This window comes from uncultured Aquimarina sp. (genome assembly GCF_947500065.1).
Classification (GTDB): Bacteria; Bacteroidota; Bacteroidia; order Flavobacteriales; family Flavobacteriaceae; genus Aquimarina.
Window position 1 is genome coordinate 571,925 of record NZ_CANMQT010000002.1, and the last position, 23,633, is coordinate 595,557.

Here is a 23,633-nt window from a genome sequence, read left to right on the forward strand (position 1 = left end):
ATTAAATTTACAATAATAAAAGCAAAAACCTCGCCATAAAGACGAGGTTTTCAGTTAAATAAACTTGAGTTAGCCAATAAGTCGAGTTTAACTTAAATAGTTATTTACATCTTCCAAAGGAAGGTTAAATGCTTCTGAAATAGCAGGATAGACCACATCTCCATTGATTACATTCAATCCTTTTTTCAGTGGTTCGTTATCTGCACAAGCCGCTTTCCAACCTTTATTTGCTAATTGGATCGCATATGACAAAGTAACATTCGTAAGTGCCAAAGTTGACGTATATGGCACTGCTCCTGGCATATTTGCCACAGAATAATGTACAACATCATCGATTATGTATACCGGATCTTGATGCGTAGTTGGTTTTGTTGTCTCAAAACAACCTCCTTGATCCACTGCAACATCTACCAATACCGTTCCTGTGCGCATATCCTTTAGCATATCACGAGTAATAAGTTTTGGCGCTTTTGCTCCCGGTATTAAAACACCTCCGATAATTAAATCAGATGTCTTTATATGTTTACGAACTGTATATTCGTTAGAGAATTCTGTATTTACATTAGCTGGCATTACATCATCAAGATAACGTAATCTCTTCATACTAATATCAAGAATTGTTACATCAGCTCCCATTCCTGCTGCCATTTTTGCTGCTTGAGTACCAACAACACCACCACCAAGTACTAATACTTTAGCAGGAGCAACTCCAGGTACACCACCAAGAAGAATTCCTCTTCCCTTTAATGGTTTCTCTAAATATTTAGCTCCTTGTTGGATTGACATACGCCCAGCCACTTCACTCATTGGAGTTAATAATGGTAAGCTGCGATCAGGATCTTCTACAGTTTCATATGAAATACAAACTGATCCACTTTCGATCATTGCTTTAGTCAACGGCTCACTAGAGGCAAAGTGAAAATAAGTGAACAACAATTGATCCTTCTTAATCAATTTATATTCAGGCTCTATAGGTTCTTTTACCTTAATGATCATTTCTCCTATCTCATATACCTCTTCTATAGTAGGTAAAATCTTTCCTCCAGCATCTATATATTCTTCATCACTAAAACCACTCTGAAGACCAGCATTTTGCTGAATGAAAACAGTGTGACCATGTCTAACGAGCGCCATTGTTCCTGCAGGGGTAACACCCACTCGGTTTTCGTTATTCTTGATTTCCTTAGGAACACCAATTATCATATTCTTATTTTTTGGTCGAAAATAAATGTTTTCTTGAAATAAAACAATAAAATGATCCTAAAAAATATCTTATCCGTAATTTAGGGAAATTCAATGAAAGTTGTTAAAAAACAATCAGAATTAGCATTTTATACTAGTTTTTGTAACGAAATTTAAAATAAAGCAATAAAAAACCAGATACTAAAGTAATCAGGTTGCATAAAATTATCGGTAAACTATTTATCAAAAAGCCATAACCCAACCAACAAGACACTCCAATCACAAAAATTAACAACATTGACATCGATAAACTTTCTGCAGATTTTGTTTTCCAGGTTTTATAAACTTGTGGTAAAAAAGCAGCCGTAGTTAATGTGGCTGCTACAAATCCAAGAATTTCTATTGGGTTAATCATATATTATTATTTTGAAAAGAAAATAGAATAAGAAAGTTAGTGTGAAATCCCCTCATCCTAACCTTCTCCCCAAGGAGAAGGAACTCTCATGGTTAATCCTTATAAAAATCGATAAATTACCCAACCACATTCACAATCTTACCAGGTACTACGATCACTTTTTTGGGCTCTCGTCCTGCTAGTTGTTGTTGTGTTTTTTCGTGTGCCATAACCGCAGTTTCAATATCCTCCTTACTCATATCTAATGGAAGTTCCATCATAAAACGCATCTTACCATTAAAGGATATAGGATATTGTTTTGTGCTCTCGATCAAATGCTTTTCATCAAAAATTGGAAATGCAGCCGTTGCAATTGAAGTTTCATGCCCTAATTTACTCCATAATTCTTCTGCAATATGTGGAGCATAAGGTGAAACTAATATTAATAACGGTTCTAAAATTCCTCTAGCATTACATTGCTGATCTTTTAATTCATTAACTGCAATCATAAAAGTACTTACAGAAGTATTAAAAGAAAAGTTCTCTATATCTTCTTCTACCTTTTTGATCGTTTTATGTAATGTTTTTAGATTATCCGTAGAAGGTTCTGTATCGGCCACACCAAACACATCTCCATTATGGTATAGTTTCCATAATTTCTTTAGAAAAGAATGCACACCCGTAATTCCAGCAGTATTCCATGGCTTAGCTTGCTCTAATGGGCCTAAAAACATTTCGTATAATCGTAAACTATCTGCTCCATATTGATCACAGATACCATCTGGGTTTAATACATTGTATTTGGACTTAGACATTTTTTCCACTTCCCTGGAAGCTAAAAACTTACCATCATCCTCAAAAAAGAACTTCGCATTTTTAAACTCTCTTCTCCATTCTTTTAGTTTCTCAATATCGATTTCCTCTTGACCTTTAAGAATACTTATATCAATATGAATCTCTGTTTCTGAATACCTTACTTCTTTAATTACCTCATCGGACAATCCGTAATTTCTTAGAAATTCATAAAATTCATTCCAATGCTTAGGGTTTTCAGTATTATCTTGGTGAAATAATTTAGCTGAAATATAAATATTCGGAATATTCTTGTCTTCAAGCACAGCCTCATAAACAATAGCACTTGTTCCCAAAATCATTCCTTGGTTGATCAACTTCTTTGCAAATTCATTGACAGGCACAATACCTTTATCAAATAAGAACTTTTGCCAAAAACGTGCATACAATAAATGACCAGTTGCATGTTCACTTCCTCCTATATATAAATCTACATCTTTCCAATACTTAATAGCATCCTGAGAGAATACCTCATCATCATTATTAGGATCCATATACCTATTAAAGTAATAAGAACTTCCCGCCCAACCTGGCATGGTATTTAATTCTAATGGAAAAACAGTAGCATGGTCTATCAAATCATTAGATACAACTTCATTTTTAGTAGTATCCCAAGCCCAAACATCGGCGCGACCTAATGGCGGTTCACCGGTTTCGGTTGGTAGATACTTTTCTACTTCAGGCAGTTCAATTGGCAAATGTTTTAGATCAATCATTTGCGGCATTCCGTCTACATAATATACCGGGAACGGTTCTCCCCAATATCGCTGACGACTAAATACTGCATCACGTAATCTATAATTGATCTTACCTTTTCCTTGACCTAATTTCTCTAATTCATAGATAGCAGTTTTAACTGCTTTTTTATATTTCAAACCATTTAAAAAGTCTGAATTAGCTATAATCGTATTGTCTTTATCTGCAAAGGCTTCTTCAGAAATATCGATTCCTTCAAAAATATTAGGAATATCAATCCCAAAATGTTTTGCAAAATCATAATCACGTTGATCTCCGCAAGGCACAGCCATGACAGCTCCGGTACCATATCCTGCTAGCACATAGTCTCCAATCCAGATTGGAACTGGCTCTTTAGTAAACGGATGCTCTGCATAAGCTCCTGTAAATACACCACTAATGGTTTTTACGTCAGCCATACGATCGCGTTCACTACGTTTTGCAGTTGCTTCTATATATGTATTTATTGCTTCTTTTTGTTCTGGAATAGTAATTTTAGACACCAATTCATGTTCTGGAGCCAATGTCATAAAACTTACTCCAAAAATAGTATCAGGACGTGTAGTAAACACATCGATAACCTCATCATGATCTTTCACATTAAAAATCACGCTTGCCCCTTCAGAACGACCAATCCAATTGGTTTGGGAATCTTTTAATGGCTGCGGCCAATCAATAGTATTTAATCCATCAATTAAACGTTGCGCATATGCAGAAATACGCATACTCCATTGTGTCATCTTTTTACGAATCACTGGATAACCGCCACGTTCAGAAACTCCGTTTACGATTTCATCATTGGCTAATACCGTTCCTAATTGTGGACACCAGTTTACCTCTGTTTCTGCTAAATACGTTAATCTATACTTTAATAATACTTCTTGTTTTTCTTTAGATGAATACCCATTCCAATCAGCAGCAGTAAATTGAGCTATATCTTCATCACAAACAGCATTGATATTTGCATTTCCTGTTTCAGAAAACAACTGCTCTAATTCACTAATAGACCTTGCCTTATCAGCATCATTATCATACCAAGAATTAAAAAGCTCTGTAAATATCCATTGTGTCCATTTATAAAATGTAGGATCACTAGTACGCACTTCACGGCTCCAATCAAAAGAGAAGCCTATTTTATCCATTTGCTTCCTGTACCCCGCAATAATATTTCCTTCAGAATTATAAGCTTCCTTCTTTATATCTCCCTTTTCGTCGATGAATTCTGGTCTAATTTTTCCTTCATCATCAAAACACCCTTCAATATTGATATAGGTTGTTCTGCTTGGATGCTGACCTGTTTGGATCGCATATTGTTCTGCTGGCAAGCCGAATGAGTCATATCCTTGTGGATGCAATACATTAAAACCTTTGTGACGTTTATATCTTGCATAAATATCACTGGCAATATATCCTAATGGATGCCCAACGTGTAGTCCTGCTCCAGAAGGATAAGGAAACATGTCCAGTACATAATATTTTGGTTTATCGCTGTTATTTTCAGCTTTAAACGTTCCATTCTCTGCCCAATAGGCTTGCCATCTGGCTTCAATCGCATTAAAATCGTAACTCATCATCTGAAATTAAGACCGCAAATTTACGATTTTATGCGAGTTTAGTGCACTTTTTTACTTTAGTTTTTAGGCATTCTAGCTTTTGCTTCCATCGGCTGTAAACAACTATAAATAAATGCGTTCACAGGAGTATCTATACTAAGTTTTTCTCCTTCTTTCACAATAAAACCATTAAAATTATCTAATTCAGAAGGTCTGCCTTCCATAATATCTCTTTGTGTAGAAGCAGTTGCGGTATAAGGTTGCTTCCCTATTAAAATCATTATTCCATCTACAATGGCTGAAGGCATTTCAACACCTTTGGCTATGGCTATTTTATAAATCTCAGTAGCTGTTGCTCTAAGCATCTTATTTAATTCAGGATGCTCACACATTTCTCCAATAGTTGCCCTTGTGAGTGCTCCTAATCCACTTACTGTAGCAATGAACATAAATTTACTCCAGATATCAACTTGGATATTTTCAGAGATTTTATTCTTAAATCCAGCTTTATCAAAAATTAACTTTACCTTTTGTAAACGATCCGATTTACTCTTATCCAACTCCCCAAAAATGACTTCAGGTGTATGACCAAAATGCGAGATAATTCCAGGAACCTCTATTTTACTATAAATCTTACACAAACCACCAAGCACACGTTTTTTATCAATCACTGACATTACATTTTCTGCATTATCTGCGCCATTCTGCAATGGAATCACAATAGTATCATCTTTCAGGATTGGTCTTATAAGTTCTGCTGCATCTTGTACTTGCCAAGATTTGGTGCAAATCAAAACTAAATCTGCTTTATCAACTTTGTGTATATCATCAGTAGCTAAAAAAGGTCTCGTAACGAAATCCCCATCAATACTTTTAACTTGCAATCCATTCTGAAGTATCGCTGCAAGGTGTTTTCCTCTAGCGATCATAGTTACTTTTTGCCCTGAACGAGCAATTTTTCCTCCAAAATATCCTCCAACACCACCAATACCAATAATTACTATATGCATATTCTTTTTAGATAAATTAGATTTTTAGATCATTAGATCACTCTGCTCTTAGAAACTTAGGTAATTCCAAAATTCCTTTTACGAAATATAATCTTTATTGTGATTTCAAAAAATTTTAATCCTTATTAGACGTTACCTGTATAGATCAAAGTTAATTAAAACATCATAATCCTGCGATCTTCTTTTGCAACAGGATTAATTTATTATTTTTACCTGCAAAACAAACTTCTATGAGTTCATCTTTTGAAAAATATCAGAAACGTAGACTAATTTCCTCGTACTTCTCTGTGGTCATTAGTATTTCTCTGGTACTTTTTTTATTAGGCTTATTGGGACTTTTAGTATTGAATACAAAAAAAGTTGCAGATCATTTTAAAGAAAAAATTGCGCTCACTATCTATTTAAAGGACACTGCAAAAGAAGTGGAGATCAAACAAATGGAGAAAAGCTTAGCACTAGCAGAATACACAAAATCCACTACTTATATCTCCAAAGATGAAGCAGCAGAAGAACATAGCAAAGATATTGGAGAAAATTTTATGGATTTTCTAGGCTATAATCCACTACAAAACTCTATTGATGTATATCTAAAAGCAGATTTTGTAGATCAGGTAAAAATTGATGAAATCACTACATCTATTACTAAAAAGGATTTTGTTGACGAAGTAACATATGACAAGCCTTTGATATCTCTATTAAATGATAATATCAAAAAAATAAGTTTTTGGGTTTTGCTAATTAGTGGAATTTTTACATTCATAGCAGTACTTCTGATTAATAGTTCTATTCGACTATCTGTTTATTCTAAACGTTTTATTATTAAAACTATGCAGATGGTAGGTGCTACAAAAAAGTTTATTCGCAGACCTTTTGTGTGGAAGAGTGTTCGGCTAGGGATGATTGGTGCTTTTGTAGCGCTTATTGGAGTTGCCATAGTATTGTTTTATTTAGACAAGGCATTCCCTGAATTAGCTTTACTTAGTGATGAAATACTATTGATAGGATTATTTGTAGGTGTTTTTGGGATTGGAATACTAATTACCTGGATTAGTACGTTCTTTGCTACTCAGCGTTTTCTGAATCTCAGAACTGATGAATTGTATTATTAAAGTAAGTTTGTAAAATGCAAAAAACAGGTAAAATATTCTTTTCTATATCTTTCGTATTGTTTGTGATTTTTATGTGGATAATGATTCAAACATTTAAACCTATACGTAATGTACAACCAGATGAAGTAATAGAAATTACTGGAAAAGTTACCCAAATAAAAGATGGAGGTGGTTTTGACATTGCCATTACCTTAGAAAATGATGACCATTATTATTATATTAATAGAGGTTTAGAGCAAGGGTTAACCATAGAGGAATTACAAAAGGAACTACTGAACAAAAAAGTTACTTTGTATCCTATTCATAGATGGACTATATTTACACGTGATAAAATTATGGGACACATCTCTAAATTGATGATCGAAGATCGCGTGATTTTTAATGAACTTAATAACGATATTCATGAGCAAACAATCCAATAATAATGTGCAACACAAACCAGATTTCGTTTTTGGGAAAAAGAACTATGTCATGATGGCGATCGGTATTGCTGTAATCGCACTTGGATTTATTCTTATGGCAGGAGGAGGAAGTGATGACCCTAATGTCTTTAATCCCGATATCTACAATTTTAGAAGAATTCGACTTGCGCCTACAATTGTTTTAATTGGTTTTGGGATTGAGGTATATGCTATTTTATTAAATCCTGACAAGAAGAAAAACTAGTAATTAATCAATTTATCTTCTGGTAATTATATATTTGCATCGAATTTTTAGAAACCTTTTTCTATGGAAATCATTGATGCAATTATTTTAGGTATTATTCAAGGGCTTACAGAATTTCTTCCTGTTTCTTCTAGTGGCCATTTAGAAATAGGAAAAGCTATTCTTGGTAGCGAAAGTGTTCCTGAAGAATCACTGCTTTTTACGGTAGTTCTACATTTTGCAACAGCGCTTAGTACCATTGTAGTATTTAGAAAGGACATTCTGCAAATTATAAAAGGACTTCTCCAATTCAAGAAAAATGAAGAAACAATGTTCTCTCTAAGAATAATAGTTTCTATGATTCCTGCAGTTATGATAGGATTATTTTTCGAGGAACAATTAGAACAACTTTTCGGAGGAAATATCATGTTTGTTGGTTTTATGTTGATCATCACGGCTATACTTCTATGGCTAGCAGATAAAGCAAAGGATACGGCAAAAATAGTTACCACTTCTAATGCGTTTATTATAGGAATTGCTCAGGCAATAGCCATGTTACCAGGAATTTCGAGAAGTGGAGCTACGATATCCACTTCAGTATTACTTGGTAATGACAAGACAAAAGCGGCTAGATTTTCATTCTTAATGGTAATTCCATTAATTTTTGGCAAGATTGGTAAAGATCTTTTAAGTGGAGATCTTACTATTTCTGCAGAAAGTAGTACTCCTTTGATTTTAGGCTTTATAGCTGCCTTTATTTCTGGTCTTTTTGCTTGTACCTGGATGATTTCTTTGGTAAAAAAGAGTAAATTATCATATTTTGCCTTATATTGTATTGTTGTTGGCGTTGTAGCCATCATCTTTGGTTTTATTAAATAGTCCCCAATAATGCTAACCGAACAAGATTATAAAGACGGTCAAGTTCTTTTGATCGATAAGCCTCTACAATGGACATCCTTTCAGGTTGTTAATAAACTACGATGGCTAATTCGTAAGAATTTTGGAATAAAAAAAATAAAAGTAGGACATGCAGGAACATTAGATCCTCTTGCTTCTGGATTACTTATTATATGTACTGGTAAGTTCACAAAGCGCATACAAGAGTTTATGGGACAAACCAAGGAATACACAGGAACCATTACACTAGGAGCAACTACTCCTTCATACGACTTAGAAACTGAGGTAGATCAGACTTTTGCGATTGATCATATTTCTGAAGATATTATAAAAGCAACCACCAAACAATTTATTGGTGAAATAGATCAATATCCTCCTGTTTTTTCTGCTTTAAAAAAAGATGGAAAACGCTTATACGAATATGCTCGGGAAGGTGAAAAAGTAGAAATAGCGGCAAGAAAGATTACTATTAACGAATTCGAAATTACTAGAGTTCAATTACCAGAAGTAGATTTTAGAGTTGTCTGTGGTAAAGGAACGTATATTAGATCCTTGGCACATGATTTTGGTAAAGCATTACAAAGCGGAGGTCATTTAAGTGTTTTAAGAAGAACCAAAATAGGAGAATTCTCAGTAGCCAATGCCATTAGCCCAGAAGTGTTTGAAAATCAGATGAAAACAGAAATTGAAACAGCATAAAATATTATAGAAGAAAAGGAGTTATAGATACCTATGGAATTTATAGAAAAACATAAAGCTTTGATTATCACCTCCATGTTGATGGGGATTTTTGTGTTGACGCTCTATAACATTAATATGGTTAATAGAAAAAAGCAGCAGTCTGAAATCATGATGGAAATTCCAGAGGAATTGATGGAAGAACTTACCAAAGAAGAAGAACCGGAGACCGCACCCGAAGAAGACAGACAATTAATAGCATCTAAGAGAACTCATGATGCTTTTAATGAGGATTTTGAAGATTCAGAAGATTTTGAGGAAAGAATAAAATCTTTAACCGAGACAGAAGAAGCTACAGAAGAAACTTCTGATAAAACTCAGCTAGCAGAAGGTCAAGAAACTATCAATGAAGACATCATTAATGAAGAAGTTGCTGAAGCTAAGAAAAATGAAAAACCTATTAGCGAAGAAACTAATAACAAATACAGCTCGTCAAGTTGGAGTCTAAAAGGTCGTGATATTATTGGCAAAGTACCTAATCCTGTATACACTTGCAATGGAAGCGGAAAAGTTGTTGTCAAAATTGAGGTAAACCAAAATGGTTATGTCATTGACGCCAAAATAGACAAAAAGAAATCTACCACCAGAAACGAGTGTCTTTTTGATAACGCATTAGATTATGCGCAGGATGCATTATTCTCATCTTCGCAAACAAAAGAGCAAAAAGGTTTTATTACTTACTATTTTAATTACGGAGGTTAGATTTAAAGCAGCTTTAACAAATCTTCAGCTATATTGCTTCCTTTATCTTTATTATACCAAACTTGCAGGTCTTCTTTAAATTGTGGATCTAAACTACCGTGTGCTATCTTATAATCATCTACCATTTTGGTAGCAACTGATGGTCTTGGACCCCAAGTATCAACTACTTCCTTAGTTTCTGTATTATATGCTATTAATTTTGGAATTGACTTTCCTCCATTAGTTAGAAAATTATTCATTAACTCATCATGTTCATCTCTAGATATAACTCTCAAATCAATTCCTTCATTCATTTCAGAAAGCTTATTGATAACTGGCAGTGATTGCGCAGCGTCACCACACCAACCTTCTGTTAGCACTAACCACGTAATATTTGTTTTAGCTTCAGAAAACGTCTCGGCTACAACACCATTAATTTTTAGTGTTTTATCCAGACGCTTCATTCTTCTATCATTAAGCATACTATAATTAGTAAGCGCTTCTGATTGCTCATTACCTGTAGATTCACCCTTAGCTAATAAATCACTTACTATGCCTCTATATTCTTGATAGGAATATGAATTGCTTATTCCTTCTTCTATTAATTCATTTATTGTCATTGTGGTCGTCTCCATAATTTTATCTATATATTACCATATAGGACGATATAGATATCTAAAACTTACAAAATCGAAATTTGCCGCTAATGTAATATCTTTATGCATTAAAAAATATTTTTATGGAAAAACATAGATGTGGTTGGTGTGCTGGTGATTCTTTATATGAGTCTTATCACGACAACGAATGGGGAGTGCCATTACACGATGAACAACTTTTATTTGAATTCCTTATTTTAGAAACCTTTCAGGCTGGATTAAGCTGGATTACTATTCTAAAAAAAAGAGAGAATTTCAGGCTTGCTTTTGATAATTTCGATTATAAAATTGTTGCCCAATATAATGATGTTAAGAAAGACGAATTACTCCAGAATGCAGGCATAATTCGTAATAAACTTAAGGTTAATTCGGCTGTTACCAATGCCCAAAACTTTATGAAGATCCAAGAAGAATTTGGCAGCTTTGACTCTTATATATGGAGCTTTGTAGATAAAAAACCTATTGTAAATACCTGGAAACATCATAAAGAATGTCCTGCTAATACAGAAATTTCTGATCAAATTAGTAAAGATCTAAAAAAACGAGGTTTTAAATTTGTAGGTTCTACTGTGATCTATGCTTTTATGCAGGCTATCGGAATGGTAAATGATCACACTATTCATTGCTTTAGATATAAAGAAGTTTAGAAATGGCTGGCGAAAAGAATTTAATAACTCTGATCCAAAAAATGACTCCAGAGCTACAGCCTGGAGAATATGTTTTTGCTACAGTAAAAACAATAGATACGATCCCAAGAAAAGATACAATTTGTGAATTCAAAGAAAAAGAGGGTATTACAATTGTTCTAGAACGTAAAAAAGCCGACAACCTTAACTTGGACTATAAATTTGTTGCCTCGTGGATAACTTTAAAAATACATTCTTCACTAGATGCGATTGGTCTTACCGCTGCATTTTCAGCAGAATTAGCAGCCCATCAAATAAGTTGTAATGTGATTGCAGGTTATTATCATGATCACATTTTTGTTAATAAACGTGATGGCAAAAAAACAATTGAAGTTCTTAAAAACTTATCTAAAACCTATAAAGGTTAGTTATTAGTCTCACAGCTTTACTCCAAAAGACAAATCTCCTGCATCTCCCAATCCAGGAGTTATATAACCTCTATTACTTAATTCCTCATCTATTGCAGCGATCCATAAATGTGTATTTTTCGGAAAAACATCTTTAATGTACTCAACCCCTTCTCTAGAACCAATAACAGATATGATATGAATCTGTTTAGGTTCTCCATGGTTCTTCATAGCCTTAATAGTATTCTCTAAGGTTTTCCCGGTAGCCAGCATTGGATCGGCTAACAATAATGTCTTATTTTCTAAAGATGGTGATGCTAAATAATTAACTACAACATCAAAATCATCTGTGCCTTCACGATGATCTCTATATGCTGATATAAATGCGTTCTCTGCAGTATCAAAATAATTAAGAAGCCCCTGATGTAATGGCAAACCTGCTCTCAAAATAGAACATAATACTAGTTCCTTTTCTGGAATTGAAATTTCCTTGGCACCTAAGGGAGTTTGAACAATTTCTAGGGTATATGCTAATGTTTTACTTAATTCATACCCTAAAACCTCGCCGATACGTTCTATATTCTTTCTAAAGCGCATAGTATCTTTTTGTATGGTACTATCTCTAATTTCGCTAATAAATTGATTTAAAATAGAGTTTTCAGTTTCAAGGTTATGAACAATCATACAGGATAAAATTTAATTTGCATAAAACTACTTTAAAAATTCCATAAACGTATCTCTAGGAACTTCTTTTGCTCCTAAACTAGCTAAATGATCTGTATACACCTGGCAATCTATTAATCGTACCCCTTTTTGTTTTAAAAGTTCAATCAACTTAATAAAACCATATTTCGAAGCATTACTTACCTTGGCAAACATACTCTCTCCACAAAACACTTTTTTTTCTTCTAACCATATTCCATATAAGCCTCCTACTAATTTCTCATGCTGCCATACTTCTACAGAAATAGCACACCCTATTTCATGCAATTGTATATAAGCCGTTTGCATGTCTGATGTAATCCAGGTTCCAAATTGTTCAGGGCGGCTTATCGTCGCACAATTATCAATTACTTGTTTAAAATCCTTATTAAAAGTAATCTCGAAACAATTTTTACGTATCAATTGTCTCATGCTTTTACTTATTTTGATGTCTTCAGGATAAAGCACCATTCTGGGATCAGGACTAAACCATAAAATAGGTTGATCCTCATCATACCAAGGAAAAATTCCATTATGATATGCATTTAACAATCTAGGTATGGAAAGATCTCCTCCTATGGCCAATAAACCATCTTCATTAGCAGCAGATACCGTGGGAAAATCTATGGAATCATTAAGTATATACAAAACAGAATTCTAAATGTTTCTACAACGTTAAATATCAAATAGTTGTTTGAATTGACCAAAAAAATCGCAATATTTGTTAGAACCTTTTAAGATAAATTTTGTTCATCATTGCTTTTTTGAGTTTTATTAAAAGGTTAACCTAAAACCACAATATGAAAAGTCCGATACTTATGTATCGGACTTTTCGCTTTTATATTTCGACAAACCTGCCTTACTGGCTGGGTTCCGTATAATATCTATAGGTATTGATTTATCTAAAAAGGTAAATCATCATGATCTTCTTCTTTAAGATCTGTTGCAGGTTCAAATGCATCTGCTGGTGGTACTGCAGAAGGAGCAGAAGGAGCTGCTGCTTGTGCACTTTCTATTCTCCATCCCTGGATCGAGTTAAAATATTTAGTCTCTCCCTGAGGATTTACCCATTCGCGACCACGTAAATTAATACTTATCTTTACATCCTGACCTACCTGAAAGCTGTTTAATAAATCACATTTATCCTGAACAAACTCTACCATTATATGCTGTGGATATTGTTCCTCTGTAGTAACCACTACCTCACGTTTTCTGAAACCATTGTTTCCAAAAGTTTGTGTCTCACCGACCATCTTTACTTTACCTTGTACTTCCATCTTTGTTAATTATTGTATTGCTACTAAAATATTCCAGGCAGTATTAATATCATCCTTATCTAAATACTGCTGTGCAAATTTATGAATTTCTATTAGGTTAGCATCCTGAATTTTATCCTTAATATCACTATTGTTATTAACAAATTCGTCTACCTCTATGTTTGTGGGTATTCTTTCCACATTTGCTAACTTACCAAGGTCATTACCAGTTAACACCTTGCTGTTTTTTACGCTTTTTGGTAACATATCTATACCAATACCTATAGTACTTAAGGGTTTTGGCACTTCGAACATCCCCATATTAGCTCTTGAATACCAGTTACCTCCCATACGAGCGACCTGATCAATTTTATGTTGATCAATTTTACCATCACTATCCAATATATCTTTTTTAACGTGCATCAGCAATACCTCGCAAATAATAAGATTTCCTGCTCCTCCTTCATCGCCCATTGGCAGTATCTGATTCACCTTACATTCGAATTGCACTGGAGCTTCACCAACTCTAAGAGCTTTTACTTTCTCTGAAGCTACCATCGTTAAACCAGCTTTCTCAAACTCATTTACTCCTTCAGGATACTCTGTACTTGATAAAGACATTTGCTGCACTATATCATAATTAACAATATTTATCACAACCTCTTTGGTAGCTATTGCATTGTCCAACGTATGTTTAGTAGTATTATCCCTAACTCTCCGTGCTGGTGAAAAAATAAGAATCGGCGGATTGGCACTAAAAACATTAAAAAAGCTAAAAGGAGAAAGGTTCGGATTACCTTCTTTATCAATAGTACTTGCAAAAGCGATGGGCCTTGGCCCAATTGCTCCTAGCATCATTCCGTGTAATTTTCCGGTGGAAACTTCTAAGGGATCTATACGTAACATAAACAAATCTATTGCACAAAGATAATTAAAGTTTGGAGCTCTTAACACACTATTGTTTGGTTTTACTTACCTTGTATTAAAACAATAAATTAGTTTTAAAACGTTTATATTTAAGATTTAGTAACACAACTTTTTATGAATTTTTCTGATGAGCGTAATCTAGCTAGTTATTTTATAATATTCGCGGTTCTTGTGATTACTGGTCTTGTATTATGGAATACCTCTTTATTTCTTCAGCGATTAAAAAAAGATGAAACCATCAAAACGCAAGTTTGGGCGCAATCATTTAAAGCGTTAAGCAGTTCGGGCATAGATGGATCAAGTGATATTAGCTTAGATGATTATCTAGAGCTATCTAATCTAATTAACAGCACCAATACTACAATTCCTACGATTATAACAAATTCTGATGGTAAACCCAGAAGAGATCCATCTTCTGGCAAAATAGATATTTTAGGATCTACACTTAATATACCTGATGATATTACAGAAAAAGAATTAATAAATTATTTAGAACGGATGAAATCCGAAAATGAGCCCATTGCTCTGGACCTAAAAGGTTCGGTTCAATATGTGTATTACGGAAATTCTTCTATTCTAAATAAATTGAAATACTATCCGATAGCTATTGCATTAATTATTTTTCTATTAATTGGTGTTATCTATTTCTTTTTTACCACCTCTAAAGCTAGTGAACAGAATAAACTGTGGGCAGGTATGGCAAAAGAAACTGCTCATCAGATTGGAACACCTCTTTCTTCCTTAGTCGGATGGAATGAAATACTAAAGGTAGAAAACGTGAATCCAGAATACATAGTGGAAATAGAAAAAGACATTTCCAGATTAAAAGTAATTACCGAACGTTTTTCTAAAATAGGATCTATTCCTAAATTAGAAGAAGTAGATATTGTGCAAGAAACCAGAGAAGCATATACTTATTTGCAATCCAGAAGTTCTAAATTAATTAATTTCTCTATCAACTTACCTGAAGAATCTATTCCTGTGCATCTAAATTCTCAACTGTATAGTTGGACCATAGAAAATCTAGTGAAAAATGCAATTGATGCCATGCGTGGTAAAGGAGATTTAAATGTTGATCTATCTTATGATTCAAAACGTGTTTTTATAAGAATTAAAGATACCGGAAAAGGGCTTCCTAAAAGTAAGTTTACTAAAGTTTTTGAACCTGGCTACACCTCTAAAACTAGAGGCTGGGGACTTGGACTTTCGTTAGCCAAAAGAATCATTGAAGATTATCATTCCGGAAAAATTAAAGTGCTTAGATCTGAAATAGGTAAGGGTACTACTTTTCAGATTACATTAATCAAATCTGATACTCCTATTATAACATAATTCTCTTCTAAACGTTATATATTCTAAATTAAGAAAAGTGAAAACCGAGTATATCATTTTAAAAGAAGCTGTGCTTAACAACAACTGCCCTGAATGTTATTCTAAGGAAAGTTTATTACTATCATTTAAACAAAGAAGACAGTTTTCCAAGTTTTTTAGTAAAACTAGAGGAGAGATTATCGAAAGTATGGATTGCAAAAAATGTGAAACCACAATTTTTCCTGGACGCTGGACTGATGATATTGAAAGGGTTTATAATTATCATAAAAAAACAATAAACTCTATACCTTCTGGTATTCGTTTTACCAGATCATTCTATCTTTTAATACTTATAGCTATTATCCTAACAGCGGCATTATATATCTTCCTAAATCATCCTGAACTTTTTCAACAATAGCGTATTCTTATAACCCGAGTTTGGCGTAAGAAAATTTATGTCAGTCAGATTTCTATGACGTAGCCAAACGATTTTGATAAAAAGTCTCTAGATCAGACTGAAGTTTATAAATATTGACCCATTACTTTTCGTAATTCATCAGAAATTTTAAAAGTTTTATCTATATTAAAATCAAAACAAACCGCTACATCGTGACCAATGGCGCATAATGTACCATCATCATTGTACAATTCGTGATACAAGCCAAAACTAGAGTTCTTTATGAATTCCACTTTTGTTTTAATCAATACATTTCCCGGAAAAAATAATGGATTCTTAAAATCACATTTGGTTGATACTAACATAGGTCCTTTTTTAGTTTCGGCATGTAATTTAGCCAATCCAGACACCTCCCAGAACTGAACACGAGCACTTTGCATGTATTTCATGAAATTCACGTTATTCACATGCTGATATGTGTCCATCTCGCTCCAATCAATTCTTAGCTGTAAGGACAATTTAAACTCTGATGTAGTATTCATTTTTATAAATTCGATTGAATCTTTGCCGCTAATTCCTCAAACTCATCTCTCGTCATCGATACTTTATGCTGAAATGTCATTTCCTTCATATCATTAAGTGGTATGAGATGCACATGGACATGAGGAACTTCAAGACCTACTACAGCAATACCAACACGCTTACACGATATTGATTTTTCTATAGCCTTAGCTACTTTACGAGAAAAACGCATTAGCTCGATATACGTTTCTTCATCGAGATCAAATATTTTATTCTCCTCTTTTTTAGGAATACATAGGGTATGTCCTTTGGCATTAGGATTTATATCCAAAAAGGCATAAAAACTATCATCTTCGGCAACTTTATAAGAGGGGATCTCGCCATTAATGATTTTAGTGAACAGGGTAGACATTCGTTAAAATTTTAGTCGGTTTATCAACACGAAATATAGGGTATTTCCGTCAAAATAAAGGCCGTAAAAAAACCTTTCTCATTTTTTTAAGAAAGGTTTTTCGTAATAATAAGCTATATTTTACTTTCTTGTAATTTCTACTATATCGAATTTCATAATTCCATTAGGAACTTGAATTTCGGCTACGTCACCCACACTCTTACCTAAAAGTCCTTTACCGATAGGTGAGTCTACGGATATTTTACCTGTTTTAAGATCGGCCTCACTTTGTGCTACCAATTTATAGGTCATCTGCGCTCCATTCGTTTGGTTTTTAATTTTAACCGTTGAATGTATCAATGCTTTTGAGGTGTCTAATTGAGACTCATCTATTAAGCGTGCTCCCGACAAGGTTTCTTCTAATTTAGAAATTCTCATCTCTAATAATCCTTGTGCCTCTTTTGCTGCATCATACTCAGCATTTTCACTTAAATCACCTTTATCACGAGCTTCCGCGATATCCTGTGATGCCTTTGGCCGCTCTACGTCTTTAAGGTTATTTAATTCGTCTCTTAATTTTTTTAGCCCCTCTGCAGTGTAATAAGATACTTTGCTCATAACTTCATCGTTTATATAAATACAAAAAATCCCATGGCCATGGGACTTTAACTATAAACAAATATAATAAAAAATAATACCGAATCACATTTTTACCTAATTTGGTCGTTTAAAAAAAATACGCATAGATTCATAAAGAATATTTTTATTTTTAATTCAACAAAAAATGAAAAAAATAATAGTAATAGTTTGCTTTTCAATACTTATAATTTCTTGTAGCAATGATGATGGTCGTTCTAACAATCCTAATCTTCCATCTATCAGTTTTAATCATACTATAAATCTAGATTTACCTCAATTTAATAGTCTTAAATTCCCTGGCAACTCTGAAGTGATTCGGATTGACGGCGTAGGCATAAAGGGAGTCATCATTTATAACGTGGACAATACGCTATATTCTGCTTTTGAGTTAAGTGATCCTAATATGATCCCTAGCAGTTGCTCTGCACTAAATATAAATGGAATTCGAGCAGAATCAAATTGTGGGAATGATAACGCTTACGAAATCATAAATGGTCAGCAGTTAGAAGGAGAAGGCGGGTTTCCTCTTCTAAGATATCGAATCAGTAGAGAAGGAAATACTTTATTTATATCTAACTAATAGGAAGACAATCCATTTTTCAGATTAATAAGGTGAAGATCTTTTCTTTGCTCAGTAATAATTTGGATCGCCTTTTTGCTTCTCAGACCAGATTGGCAGCAAACTACAATTGGTTTGTGATTATTTAATTCTAACACTCTTTCTGAAAGAGTGTTTAGTGAAATATGTATTCCTCCAATATTAAAATTTTCATGTTCCTTTGATGTTCTAACATCTAAAACTTGATAATTTTCAGGATTTTGTTTAAGTTCCGTATTGGAAATTTCTTCAATAATATTTGAATTTATCCCACAGAAGAAGTCGTAATCATCTTCTAATTTACTAACTTCTATATCTTTATTTTTTTTGAAGTTTAGAATTTGCTGTTGCATTGTTAAGGTATCGAAATACAGTAGTTTCCCACGTAGTACCTCACCTAAACCGGTAATCATTTTAATCACTTCATTTGCTTGCAAACTTCCAATAATTCCTGGTAGCACTCCTAAAACTCCTATATCTGAACAATTAGGAACTGCTCCTGGCGCTGGTGGATCTGGAAACAAACAACGATACGTAGGACCATCGTTATAATTAAGTACAGAGACTTGCCCTTGAAACTTAAAAATTGATCCAAAAACCAATGGTCTCTCGGTTAGAACGCAGGCATCATTTACTAAATATCGTGTTGGAAAATTATCGCTTCCATCTACGATAATATCATATGCTTCGAAAAGGCCTAATGCATTATCAACATCTAATTTCTCTTCATATACCTTGAAAAAAACAAAAGGGTTTAACCTGGATAGTTTTTCTGAAGCTACTTTAGCTTTGGATTTACCAATGTCATCAATTGTATATAATATTTGCCTTTGAAGATTGGTTTGATCTACCTCATCATCATCAATAATTCCAATCGTACCAATCCCAGCTGCTGTAAGGTACTGTAAAATGGGGCAACCCAACCCACCAGCACCAATAACTAATACCTTAGCTGATGCTAGTTTATTTTGTCCTTCTTCTCCTATTTCATCAAGGATGAGATGACGGTTGTATTGTATTTTTTCTTCTTTGCTCAGCATATTACAAAACTAGCCTATAAAGATATTACAATTTATTGCCAATTATTAGCCCAATCTTTCCAAACCACCTCTAATCCTTTAGATTTTAACATGGTCACAACCTCTTCTGTAGAACGTTCATCAGAAATCTCAAATTGTTCTAAAGATTTTGGTTCAACTATGTATCCTCCAGGGTTTGTTTTTGATTCTGCACTAATAGATGTGATCCCTAGGTTTACAACATTTTCTCTAAACACTTCACTCTCTCTAGTAGACATGGATAATTCTACATCTTCATCTAACAATCGAAAAGCACAGATTAACTGAACCAAATCAGAATCGGTCATTTCCACTTTTGGTTCTAAACCACCACTATGCGGTCTTAATCTTGGAAATGATATAGAATACTTTGTTTTCCAATACGTTTTCTGTAAATATTGAAGGTGTAATGCTGTAAAAAAACTATCTGCTCTCCAGTCTTCCAATCCAAAAAGTGCTCCCAATCCTATTTTATGAATCCCCGCACGTCCTAATCGATCCGGTGTTTCTAATCGATAATCAAAATTGGATTTTCTTCCTTTAGGGTGATGTTTCTTATATTCTCCTTTATGATATGTTTCTTGATATACTAATACTGCATACAAACCATTATCGATTAATAATTCATACTCCAATTGATCCATTGGCTGGACTTCTATGGTAATATTAGCGAACTTAGATCTAATTAAACTGATGGCATTATTAATATAATCTACTCCAACGGTTCGATTTGCTTCTCCCGTAACCAATAAAATATGATCATATCCTTTAGTTTTCAAAAAACCTACTTCTAGTAAAATTTCTTCATCTGATAAAGTTCTTCTTGGGATTTTATTAGTCATACTAAATCCACAATACGTACAAATGTTTTGGCATTCATTACTTAAATACATCGGAGCATACATCTGAATAGTATTGCCGAAACGTTTCTTAGTAATCTCAGAGCTTATTTGAGCCATCTGCTCCAAATACGGTTTAGCTGCAGGAGAAATCAAAGCTTTAAAATCTTCCATCTCTCTTTTAGAAGTATTTAATGCGCTTAGAACATCTTGATCAGTTTTACCTAGTATATCAAATAGCGTATTATCCCAATTATATTGATCAAATATGTGTTTAAAACTGGTATCCGGTATGAGGTATTTGGTATCAAACATTATACAATTGCTTTTACTAAGTTGAACAACATTTTTCTTATTTGTATTGCCTGATTTAGCAAATCTGAAGCTTGTTTTTCATTTATATAATTTAGATCTTTCGATAAAATCAAGAGGTATTCTACTTCTGAAATTGATCCAGAAGCGATTCTCAAGTACCTCGCAAATTCTTTACTAGAATCGTATCCGCAACCTTCGGAAATATTTGTTGGAACAGAGGAAGAAGCTCTTCTAATTTGTGATATAACTCCAAACTTTTCTTCATTGGGAAACCCATTAGTAACATCATAAATTGACAAACATAGCTTGTGACTTTTCTCCCAAACTTTTAATTCTTTAAAATTCCTCATTCCTAAGCTCTTACTTTTTTCATAACTACACAGCTACTCAAAGCTGATACCCGTAACCTTTTTAACCTTCAATTAAAAAACTTGTTAAAGGACTGCTTGCTTCTGCATATCGTTTTACTGGTGCTAACTTTGCATTATAAGCAATTCTACCAGCTTCTACAGCCATTCTAAATGCATTTGCCATCTCCACCGGTTGCTGGGATACTGCTATAGCAGTATTCACTAACACAGCATCCGCACCTATTTCCATTGCATGCGATGCGTGAGATGGACTACCGATACCAGCATCAACAATTACAGGAACATTACTCTGATCTATGATTATCTCTAGGAAATCTATTGTTTTTAAACCTTTATTACTTCCTATTGGTGCTCCTAAAGGCATTACGCATTGCGCACCTACCTCTTCTAATCGTTTACACAAAACAGGATCAGCATGTATGTACGGCATCACTACAAAACCAAGTTTTACAAGTTCCGAAGCAGCTTTTAAGGTTTCAATCGGATCTGGCAATAAATATTTAGGGTCTGGATGAATCTCTAATTTAATCCAATTTGTTTCTAGAGCTTCTCTAGCTAATTGAGCTGCAAAAACAGCTTCCTTAGCATCTCTCACACCCGAAGTATTGGGTAATAAATTAATTCTAGGGTGATCTAAATGATTTAAAATATCATCATTCTCATTCTCTACATCAACACGCTTAAGTGCCACAGTAATCAACTCACTCTCAGAAACAATTAATGCTTCTTTCATTACCTTAGATGAACTAAATTTTCCTGTTCCCGTAAACAATCTAGAGGAAAACTCTCTATCTGCAATTTTTAATATATCCATTGTTCTTTTTAGCTTTCAGTTACAGCTATAAGCTTTGTTATATCGCTTATTCTTTTTTCTAAGTCATCGTGATCCGTTAACATTTCAGATACTGCAATTCCATTAATCCCTTTTTCCAAAATTTGGGGGATATCGTTTTTCTCTATTCCACCAACCACAACTATCGGAATACTAATATTATTAATATTCAATTCTGAAATAACTTTCTGATATCCTTCTAATCCTATATAATCAACTCCATTCTCTATATGTTTTAAACAATCTTGAATTGTATTAGCTGTTCCACCTATAATAAAATTATCGCCCAAAATAGCTCTAGCTTCTTTAGAGCTTATATCGCTTAACTCTAAATGAACGCCATCTGCTTGAGATGCTTGCGCAATACTTACTTGATCATTTACAATCATAATAGCACCATACTGATCGCAAACTTCTCTACATTTTATTGCTGTTTCTAAATAAACAGCTAAGTCAACATCTTTAAGTCTTAGCTGAATCCATCTACAACCAGCTTCGCAGACCTCTCCGATATTTATCAAATGTTCTTCAGGAGTGTTTCCTTGTGATATATATTGTAATCGCATCATATTCTTAATTATATTCTATGATATCCCAACAGAGTTTTATTAGAGCTTAAAACTTTCTCAGTATATCGCTTTGCTCTATAGCAAGCTTTTAATATAGGAAATCCTAGTGCTAATTGAGCAGTTATGGCTGATGATAATACACAACCGCTTCCGTGCTTTTCTGTTATATTTTTATTTTTTGGATTCAACACAAAATATCCTCCTTCTCTGGTAAATAATTCATCTTTCCCTACCTTTTTCTTTCGGTGTCCTCCTTTTAACAAAAGATTAGTTTTACTACCAACATGCCTAATTGTTTCTTCTATGGTTTTATCTGTATAAAGCTTCTCTATTTCATCATAATTGGGAGTTAATAAGTAGATTTTCTTCAATACTCCCTCAAAGTGGTTTTCGATATTAACTCGATTTAAATCGGGATCATTCGAACTGGTATTTGAAGAATGGAAATCAAAATTAGAACTCGATTTTAACACAGGATCCAAAATTATTTTAACAGTTGAATTTTGCTCAATCAAAAAGCCTACAATTTCTTCTAAAGCTTTCCAATCCTTGACAATTCCAATTTTCACATAATCAATAGAGAACTTTTTAAACAAAATTTTTATTTGCTTTTTTATAATCTCTATATCGATCCAATGACACTCCTCAAAATCTGTATCATTCTGAATTGTATTTCCTGTACAGACAGCAAACCCATAACATGTTAAAGCTTCAAAAGTTTTAACATCAGCTGTTACTCCAGCTCCAGAAGATGGATCAAAACCTGCTATTGTGAGTATATAGGGGCGATTTTGCATTTACACGTTAGTTTAAACCTTTTACTACTTGATTATTGGTTTCCTTTATTTTTAAAAAGCTATCTATAGGATCTTCAGTATTCCAAACACCTCCTAAAACCCCAACTCCTTTAAATCCTAAATCATAGGTTTTTTGTAATGTAGACTCATTAATCCCTCCCATTCCAATAACAATATGATTCAGATCATTTACATCGAATCCTTTCCCTTCATAACCCGCTTTAGAAATTGACCCAAAAACAGGACTTAATAAAACATATTCAAAATCAGCAGGGCACTCTATAATAGCTGATTTAGAATGAAAAGAACTTGTCACCGAGAAACCCTTATTCCTATAGATCTGAATAGTTACTTCTAATGCATCTTCTAAATCTATTCGAGCTTGTTCTTGTAAATGTATTCCTCGCAATCCATATTCCTGAGTCAGTTCCGGAAATTCGTGTATCATGATTCTATTATGATACTTTGTTTCTATTTGATCCAATAACGAACGATATCCATCGATCGTAAATGTTGGTTTACGAAGATGTAATATTTGTAAACCAGCACTGAACAATTCATTAATCTGATCTGCTTCATCGGATACTAGTTTTTCTGAGGTAAGTACAATTATCATTTTTTCAA

General features: G+C 33.7%; 30 protein-coding genes. 11 read left to right on the forward strand and 19 right to left on the reverse strand.

All coding sequences use genetic code 11. The annotated features are described in order from the left end of the window. Positions 1-87 precede the first annotated feature (87 nt). From ald to Q0975_RS07940, 4 genes are all read right to left on the reverse strand, one after another. Complete coding sequence (gene ald / locus Q0975_RS07925) at positions 88-1,203, reverse strand: alanine dehydrogenase (RefSeq protein WP_299435102.1); 1,116 nt, start codon at positions 1,201-1,203, stop codon at positions 88-90. Positions 1,204-1,336: 133 nt separating this feature from the next. Beyond that, positions 1,337-1,597 carry a SemiSWEET transporter gene (locus tag Q0975_RS07930; RefSeq protein ID WP_299435104.1) on the reverse strand — a complete coding sequence of 87 codons (261 nt, stop codon included), beginning with the start codon at positions 1,595-1,597 and terminating at the stop codon, positions 1,337-1,339. A 116-nt stretch (positions 1,598-1,713) separates the two neighbouring features. After that, complete coding sequence (locus Q0975_RS07935; RefSeq protein WP_299435106.1) at positions 1,714-4,734, reverse strand: class I tRNA ligase family protein; 3,021 nt, start codon at positions 4,732-4,734, stop codon at positions 1,714-1,716. A gap of 59 nt (positions 4,735-4,793) precedes the next feature. Further along, complete coding sequence (locus tag Q0975_RS07940) at positions 4,794-5,726, reverse strand: 2-dehydropantoate 2-reductase (RefSeq protein WP_299435108.1); 933 nt, start codon at positions 5,724-5,726, stop codon at positions 4,794-4,796. 230 nt (positions 5,727-5,956) lie between these two features. Here Q0975_RS07940 and Q0975_RS07945 point away from each other — a divergent pair, with 230 nt between their 5' ends. The 6 genes from Q0975_RS07945 (at position 5,957) to Q0975_RS07970 (ending at position 9,817) form a co-directional block, all read left to right on the forward strand. After that, positions 5,957-6,835: a permease-like cell division protein FtsX gene (locus Q0975_RS07945; protein WP_299435110.1), complete on the forward strand. Its 879-nt coding sequence runs from the start codon at positions 5,957-5,959 to the stop codon at positions 6,833-6,835. Between the two features lie 14 nt (positions 6,836-6,849). Continuing rightward, entirely contained in the window at positions 6,850-7,257 is a 408-nt protein-coding gene (locus Q0975_RS07950; RefSeq protein WP_299435112.1) for a hypothetical protein, read from the forward strand. Further along, a complete protein-coding gene (locus tag Q0975_RS07955; protein ID WP_299435114.1) occupies positions 7,238-7,501 on the forward strand; it encodes a DUF3098 domain-containing protein in 264 nt (87 codons plus the stop codon). The genes Q0975_RS07950 and Q0975_RS07955 overlap by 20 nt, the downstream gene beginning before the upstream one ends. 63 nt (positions 7,502-7,564) lie before the next feature. Next, positions 7,565-8,359: an undecaprenyl-diphosphate phosphatase gene (locus Q0975_RS07960; protein ID WP_299435116.1), complete on the forward strand. Its 795-nt coding sequence runs from the start codon at positions 7,565-7,567 to the stop codon at positions 8,357-8,359. A gap of 9 nt (positions 8,360-8,368) precedes the next feature. Beyond that, positions 8,369-9,076 (forward strand): tRNA pseudouridine(55) synthase TruB, encoded by a 708-nt coding sequence (gene truB, locus Q0975_RS07965; protein WP_299435118.1) that lies wholly within the window; start codon positions 8,369-8,371, stop codon positions 9,074-9,076. Positions 9,077-9,109: 33 nt separating this feature from the next. Beyond that, complete coding sequence (locus Q0975_RS07970; protein WP_299435120.1) at positions 9,110-9,817, forward strand: hypothetical protein; 708 nt, start codon at positions 9,110-9,112, stop codon at positions 9,815-9,817. Between the two features lie 2 nt (positions 9,818-9,819). Here Q0975_RS07970 and Q0975_RS07975 read toward each other — a convergent pair whose 3' ends face one another. Then, positions 9,820-10,431, reverse strand: a complete 612-nt coding sequence (locus Q0975_RS07975) for a thioredoxin family protein (protein WP_299435121.1) — start codon at positions 10,429-10,431, stop codon at positions 9,820-9,822. A 104-nt stretch (positions 10,432-10,535) separates the two neighbouring features. On the opposite strand from Q0975_RS07975, the gene Q0975_RS07980 reads away from it, so the two are divergent. Beyond that, positions 10,536-11,099: a DNA-3-methyladenine glycosylase I gene (locus tag Q0975_RS07980; RefSeq protein WP_299435123.1), complete on the forward strand. Its 564-nt coding sequence runs from the start codon at positions 10,536-10,538 to the stop codon at positions 11,097-11,099. Between the two features lie 2 nt (positions 11,100-11,101). Further along, positions 11,102-11,506, forward strand: a complete 405-nt coding sequence (locus Q0975_RS07985) for an ACT domain-containing protein (protein ID WP_299435125.1) — start codon at positions 11,102-11,104, stop codon at positions 11,504-11,506. Between the two features lie 9 nt (positions 11,507-11,515). Here the strand turns inward: Q0975_RS07985 and upp are convergent, their stop codons facing one another. From upp to Q0975_RS08005, 4 genes are all read right to left on the reverse strand, one after another. Then, the gene (gene upp, locus Q0975_RS07990) at positions 11,516-12,169 is read right to left on the reverse strand and encodes a uracil phosphoribosyltransferase (protein WP_299435127.1); all 654 of its coding nucleotides are present in this window, start codon (positions 12,167-12,169) and stop codon (positions 11,516-11,518) included. Positions 12,170-12,196: 27 nt separating this feature from the next. After that, a complete protein-coding gene (gene aat, locus Q0975_RS07995; protein ID WP_299435129.1) occupies positions 12,197-12,835 on the reverse strand; it encodes a leucyl/phenylalanyl-tRNA--protein transferase in 639 nt (212 codons plus the stop codon). A 254-nt stretch (positions 12,836-13,089) separates the two neighbouring features. Next, a complete protein-coding gene (locus Q0975_RS08000; RefSeq protein WP_299435130.1) occupies positions 13,090-13,464 on the reverse strand; it encodes a DUF3127 domain-containing protein in 375 nt (124 codons plus the stop codon). Between the two features lie 9 nt (positions 13,465-13,473). After that, positions 13,474-14,349, reverse strand: coding sequence for a flavin reductase family protein (locus tag Q0975_RS08005; protein ID WP_299435132.1), 876 nt, complete (start codon positions 14,347-14,349; stop codon positions 13,474-13,476). A gap of 135 nt (positions 14,350-14,484) precedes the next feature. Between Q0975_RS08005 and Q0975_RS08010 the strand changes: the two genes are divergently transcribed. Next, on the forward strand, positions 14,485-15,702 hold the full coding sequence (locus Q0975_RS08010) for a HAMP domain-containing sensor histidine kinase (protein WP_299435134.1): 1,218 nt from the start codon (positions 14,485-14,487) through the stop codon (positions 15,700-15,702). Positions 15,703-15,739: 37 nt separating this feature from the next. Beyond that, a complete protein-coding gene (locus Q0975_RS08015; protein ID WP_299435136.1) occupies positions 15,740-16,099 on the forward strand; it encodes a hypothetical protein in 360 nt (119 codons plus the stop codon). A 104-nt stretch (positions 16,100-16,203) separates the two neighbouring features. Here the strand turns inward: Q0975_RS08015 and Q0975_RS08020 are convergent, their stop codons facing one another. The 3 genes from Q0975_RS08020 to greA all read right to left on the reverse strand — a co-directional run bounded on the left by Q0975_RS08020 (position 16,204) and on the right by greA (position 17,609). Then, complete coding sequence (locus Q0975_RS08020; RefSeq protein ID WP_299435138.1) at positions 16,204-16,620, reverse strand: acyl-CoA thioesterase; 417 nt, start codon at positions 16,618-16,620, stop codon at positions 16,204-16,206. Between the two features lie 2 nt (positions 16,621-16,622). Beyond that, a complete protein-coding gene (locus tag Q0975_RS08025; RefSeq protein WP_299435139.1) occupies positions 16,623-17,012 on the reverse strand; it encodes an HIT family protein in 390 nt (129 codons plus the stop codon). A gap of 120 nt (positions 17,013-17,132) precedes the next feature. Then, positions 17,133-17,609 (reverse strand): transcription elongation factor GreA, encoded by a 477-nt coding sequence (gene greA / locus Q0975_RS08030; RefSeq protein ID WP_299435141.1) that lies wholly within the window; start codon positions 17,607-17,609, stop codon positions 17,133-17,135. Positions 17,610-17,775: 166 nt separating this feature from the next. Between greA and Q0975_RS08035 the strand changes: the two genes are divergently transcribed. After that, positions 17,776-18,210 carry a hypothetical protein gene (locus tag Q0975_RS08035; RefSeq protein ID WP_299435142.1) on the forward strand — a complete coding sequence of 145 codons (435 nt, stop codon included), beginning with the start codon at positions 17,776-17,778 and terminating at the stop codon, positions 18,208-18,210. Here the strand turns inward: Q0975_RS08035 and Q0975_RS08040 are convergent. The 7 genes from Q0975_RS08040 to Q0975_RS08070 all read right to left on the reverse strand — a co-directional run bounded on the left by Q0975_RS08040 (position 18,207) and on the right by Q0975_RS08070 (position 23,625). Further along, positions 18,207-19,268 (reverse strand): HesA/MoeB/ThiF family protein, encoded by a 1,062-nt coding sequence (locus tag Q0975_RS08040; RefSeq protein ID WP_299435143.1) that lies wholly within the window; start codon positions 19,266-19,268, stop codon positions 18,207-18,209. The two genes, Q0975_RS08035 and Q0975_RS08040, sit on opposite strands and share 4 nt — an antisense overlap. A 32-nt stretch (positions 19,269-19,300) precedes the next feature. Beyond that, positions 19,301-20,440, reverse strand: a complete 1,140-nt coding sequence (gene thiH / locus Q0975_RS08045; RefSeq protein WP_299435144.1) for a 2-iminoacetate synthase ThiH — start codon at positions 20,438-20,440, stop codon at positions 19,301-19,303. Then, positions 20,440-20,790, reverse strand: a complete 351-nt coding sequence (locus tag Q0975_RS08050) for a four helix bundle protein (RefSeq protein WP_299435145.1) — start codon at positions 20,788-20,790, stop codon at positions 20,440-20,442. Before Q0975_RS08050 ends, thiH begins: the two co-directional genes overlap by 1 nt. Positions 20,791-20,851: 61 nt before the next feature. Next, positions 20,852-21,625, reverse strand: coding sequence for a thiazole synthase (locus tag Q0975_RS08055; RefSeq protein WP_299435146.1), 774 nt, complete (start codon positions 21,623-21,625; stop codon positions 20,852-20,854). Between the two features lie 8 nt (positions 21,626-21,633). Then, positions 21,634-22,212, reverse strand: a complete 579-nt coding sequence (locus Q0975_RS08060) for a thiamine phosphate synthase (protein WP_299435147.1) — start codon at positions 22,210-22,212, stop codon at positions 21,634-21,636. Between the two features lie 8 nt (positions 22,213-22,220). Further along, entirely contained in the window at positions 22,221-23,009 is a 789-nt protein-coding gene (locus Q0975_RS08065; protein WP_299435149.1) for a bifunctional hydroxymethylpyrimidine kinase/phosphomethylpyrimidine kinase, read from the reverse strand. Positions 23,010-23,016: 7 nt separating this feature from the next. Beyond that, a complete protein-coding gene (locus Q0975_RS08070; RefSeq protein WP_299435150.1) occupies positions 23,017-23,625 on the reverse strand; it encodes a thiamine phosphate synthase in 609 nt (202 codons plus the stop codon). Positions 23,626-23,633 lie beyond the last annotated feature (8 nt).

Coding starts and splice junctions, on each gene's coding strand:
- ald (WP_299435102.1), bottom strand. CDS start 1,203: ATGATAATTGGTGTTCCTAAGGAAATCAAGAATAACGAAAACCGAGTG.
- Q0975_RS07930 (WP_299435104.1), bottom strand. CDS start 1,597: ATGATTAACCCAATAGAAATTCTTGGATTTGTAGCAGCCACATTAACT.
- Q0975_RS07935 (WP_299435106.1), bottom strand. CDS start 4,734: ATGAGTTACGATTTTAATGCGATTGAAGCCAGATGGCAAGCCTATTGG.
- Q0975_RS07940 (WP_299435108.1), bottom strand. CDS start 5,726: ATGCATATAGTAATTATTGGTATTGGTGGTGTTGGAGGATATTTTGGA.
- Q0975_RS07945 (WP_299435110.1), top strand. CDS start 5,957: ATGAGTTCATCTTTTGAAAAATATCAGAAACGTAGACTAATTTCCTCG.
- Q0975_RS07950 (WP_299435112.1), top strand. CDS start 6,850: ATGCAAAAAACAGGTAAAATATTCTTTTCTATATCTTTCGTATTGTTT.
- Q0975_RS07955 (WP_299435114.1), top strand. CDS start 7,238: ATGAGCAAACAATCCAATAATAATGTGCAACACAAACCAGATTTCGTT.
- Q0975_RS07960 (WP_299435116.1), top strand. CDS start 7,565: ATGGAAATCATTGATGCAATTATTTTAGGTATTATTCAAGGGCTTACA.
- truB (WP_299435118.1), top strand. CDS start 8,369: ATGCTAACCGAACAAGATTATAAAGACGGTCAAGTTCTTTTGATCGAT.
- Q0975_RS07970 (WP_299435120.1), top strand. CDS start 9,110: ATGGAATTTATAGAAAAACATAAAGCTTTGATTATCACCTCCATGTTG.
- Q0975_RS07975 (WP_299435121.1), bottom strand. CDS start 10,431: ATGGAGACGACCACAATGACAATAAATGAATTAATAGAAGAAGGAATA.
- Q0975_RS07980 (WP_299435123.1), top strand. CDS start 10,536: ATGGAAAAACATAGATGTGGTTGGTGTGCTGGTGATTCTTTATATGAG.
- Q0975_RS07985 (WP_299435125.1), top strand. CDS start 11,102: ATGGCTGGCGAAAAGAATTTAATAACTCTGATCCAAAAAATGACTCCA.
- upp (WP_299435127.1), bottom strand. CDS start 12,169: ATGATTGTTCATAACCTTGAAACTGAAAACTCTATTTTAAATCAATTT.
- Q0975_RS08000 (WP_299435130.1), bottom strand. CDS start 13,464: ATGGAAGTACAAGGTAAAGTAAAGATGGTCGGTGAGACACAAACTTTT.
- Q0975_RS08005 (WP_299435132.1), bottom strand. CDS start 14,349: ATGTTACGTATAGATCCCTTAGAAGTTTCCACCGGAAAATTACACGGA.
- Q0975_RS08010 (WP_299435134.1), top strand. CDS start 14,485: ATGAATTTTTCTGATGAGCGTAATCTAGCTAGTTATTTTATAATATTC.
- Q0975_RS08020 (WP_299435138.1), bottom strand. CDS start 16,620: ATGAATACTACATCAGAGTTTAAATTGTCCTTACAGCTAAGAATTGAT.
- Q0975_RS08025 (WP_299435139.1), bottom strand. CDS start 17,012: ATGTCTACCCTGTTCACTAAAATCATTAATGGCGAGATCCCCTCTTAT.
- greA (WP_299435141.1), bottom strand. CDS start 17,609: ATGAGCAAAGTATCTTATTACACTGCAGAGGGGCTAAAAAAATTAAGA.
- Q0975_RS08035 (WP_299435142.1), top strand. CDS start 17,776: ATGAAAAAAATAATAGTAATAGTTTGCTTTTCAATACTTATAATTTCT.
- Q0975_RS08040 (WP_299435143.1), bottom strand. CDS start 19,268: ATGCTGAGCAAAGAAGAAAAAATACAATACAACCGTCATCTCATCCTT.
- thiH (WP_299435144.1), bottom strand. CDS start 20,440: ATGTTTGATACCAAATACCTCATACCGGATACCAGTTTTAAACACATA.
- Q0975_RS08050 (WP_299435145.1), bottom strand. CDS start 20,790: ATGAGGAATTTTAAAGAATTAAAAGTTTGGGAGAAAAGTCACAAGCTA.
- Q0975_RS08055 (WP_299435146.1), bottom strand. CDS start 21,625: ATGGATATATTAAAAATTGCAGATAGAGAGTTTTCCTCTAGATTGTTT.
- Q0975_RS08060 (WP_299435147.1), bottom strand. CDS start 22,212: ATGATGCGATTACAATATATATCACAAGGAAACACTCCTGAAGAACAT.
- Q0975_RS08065 (WP_299435149.1), bottom strand. CDS start 23,009: ATGCAAAATCGCCCCTATATACTCACAATAGCAGGTTTTGATCCATCT.
- Q0975_RS08070 (WP_299435150.1), bottom strand. CDS start 23,625: ATGATAATTGTACTTACCTCAGAAAAACTAGTATCCGATGAAGCAGAT.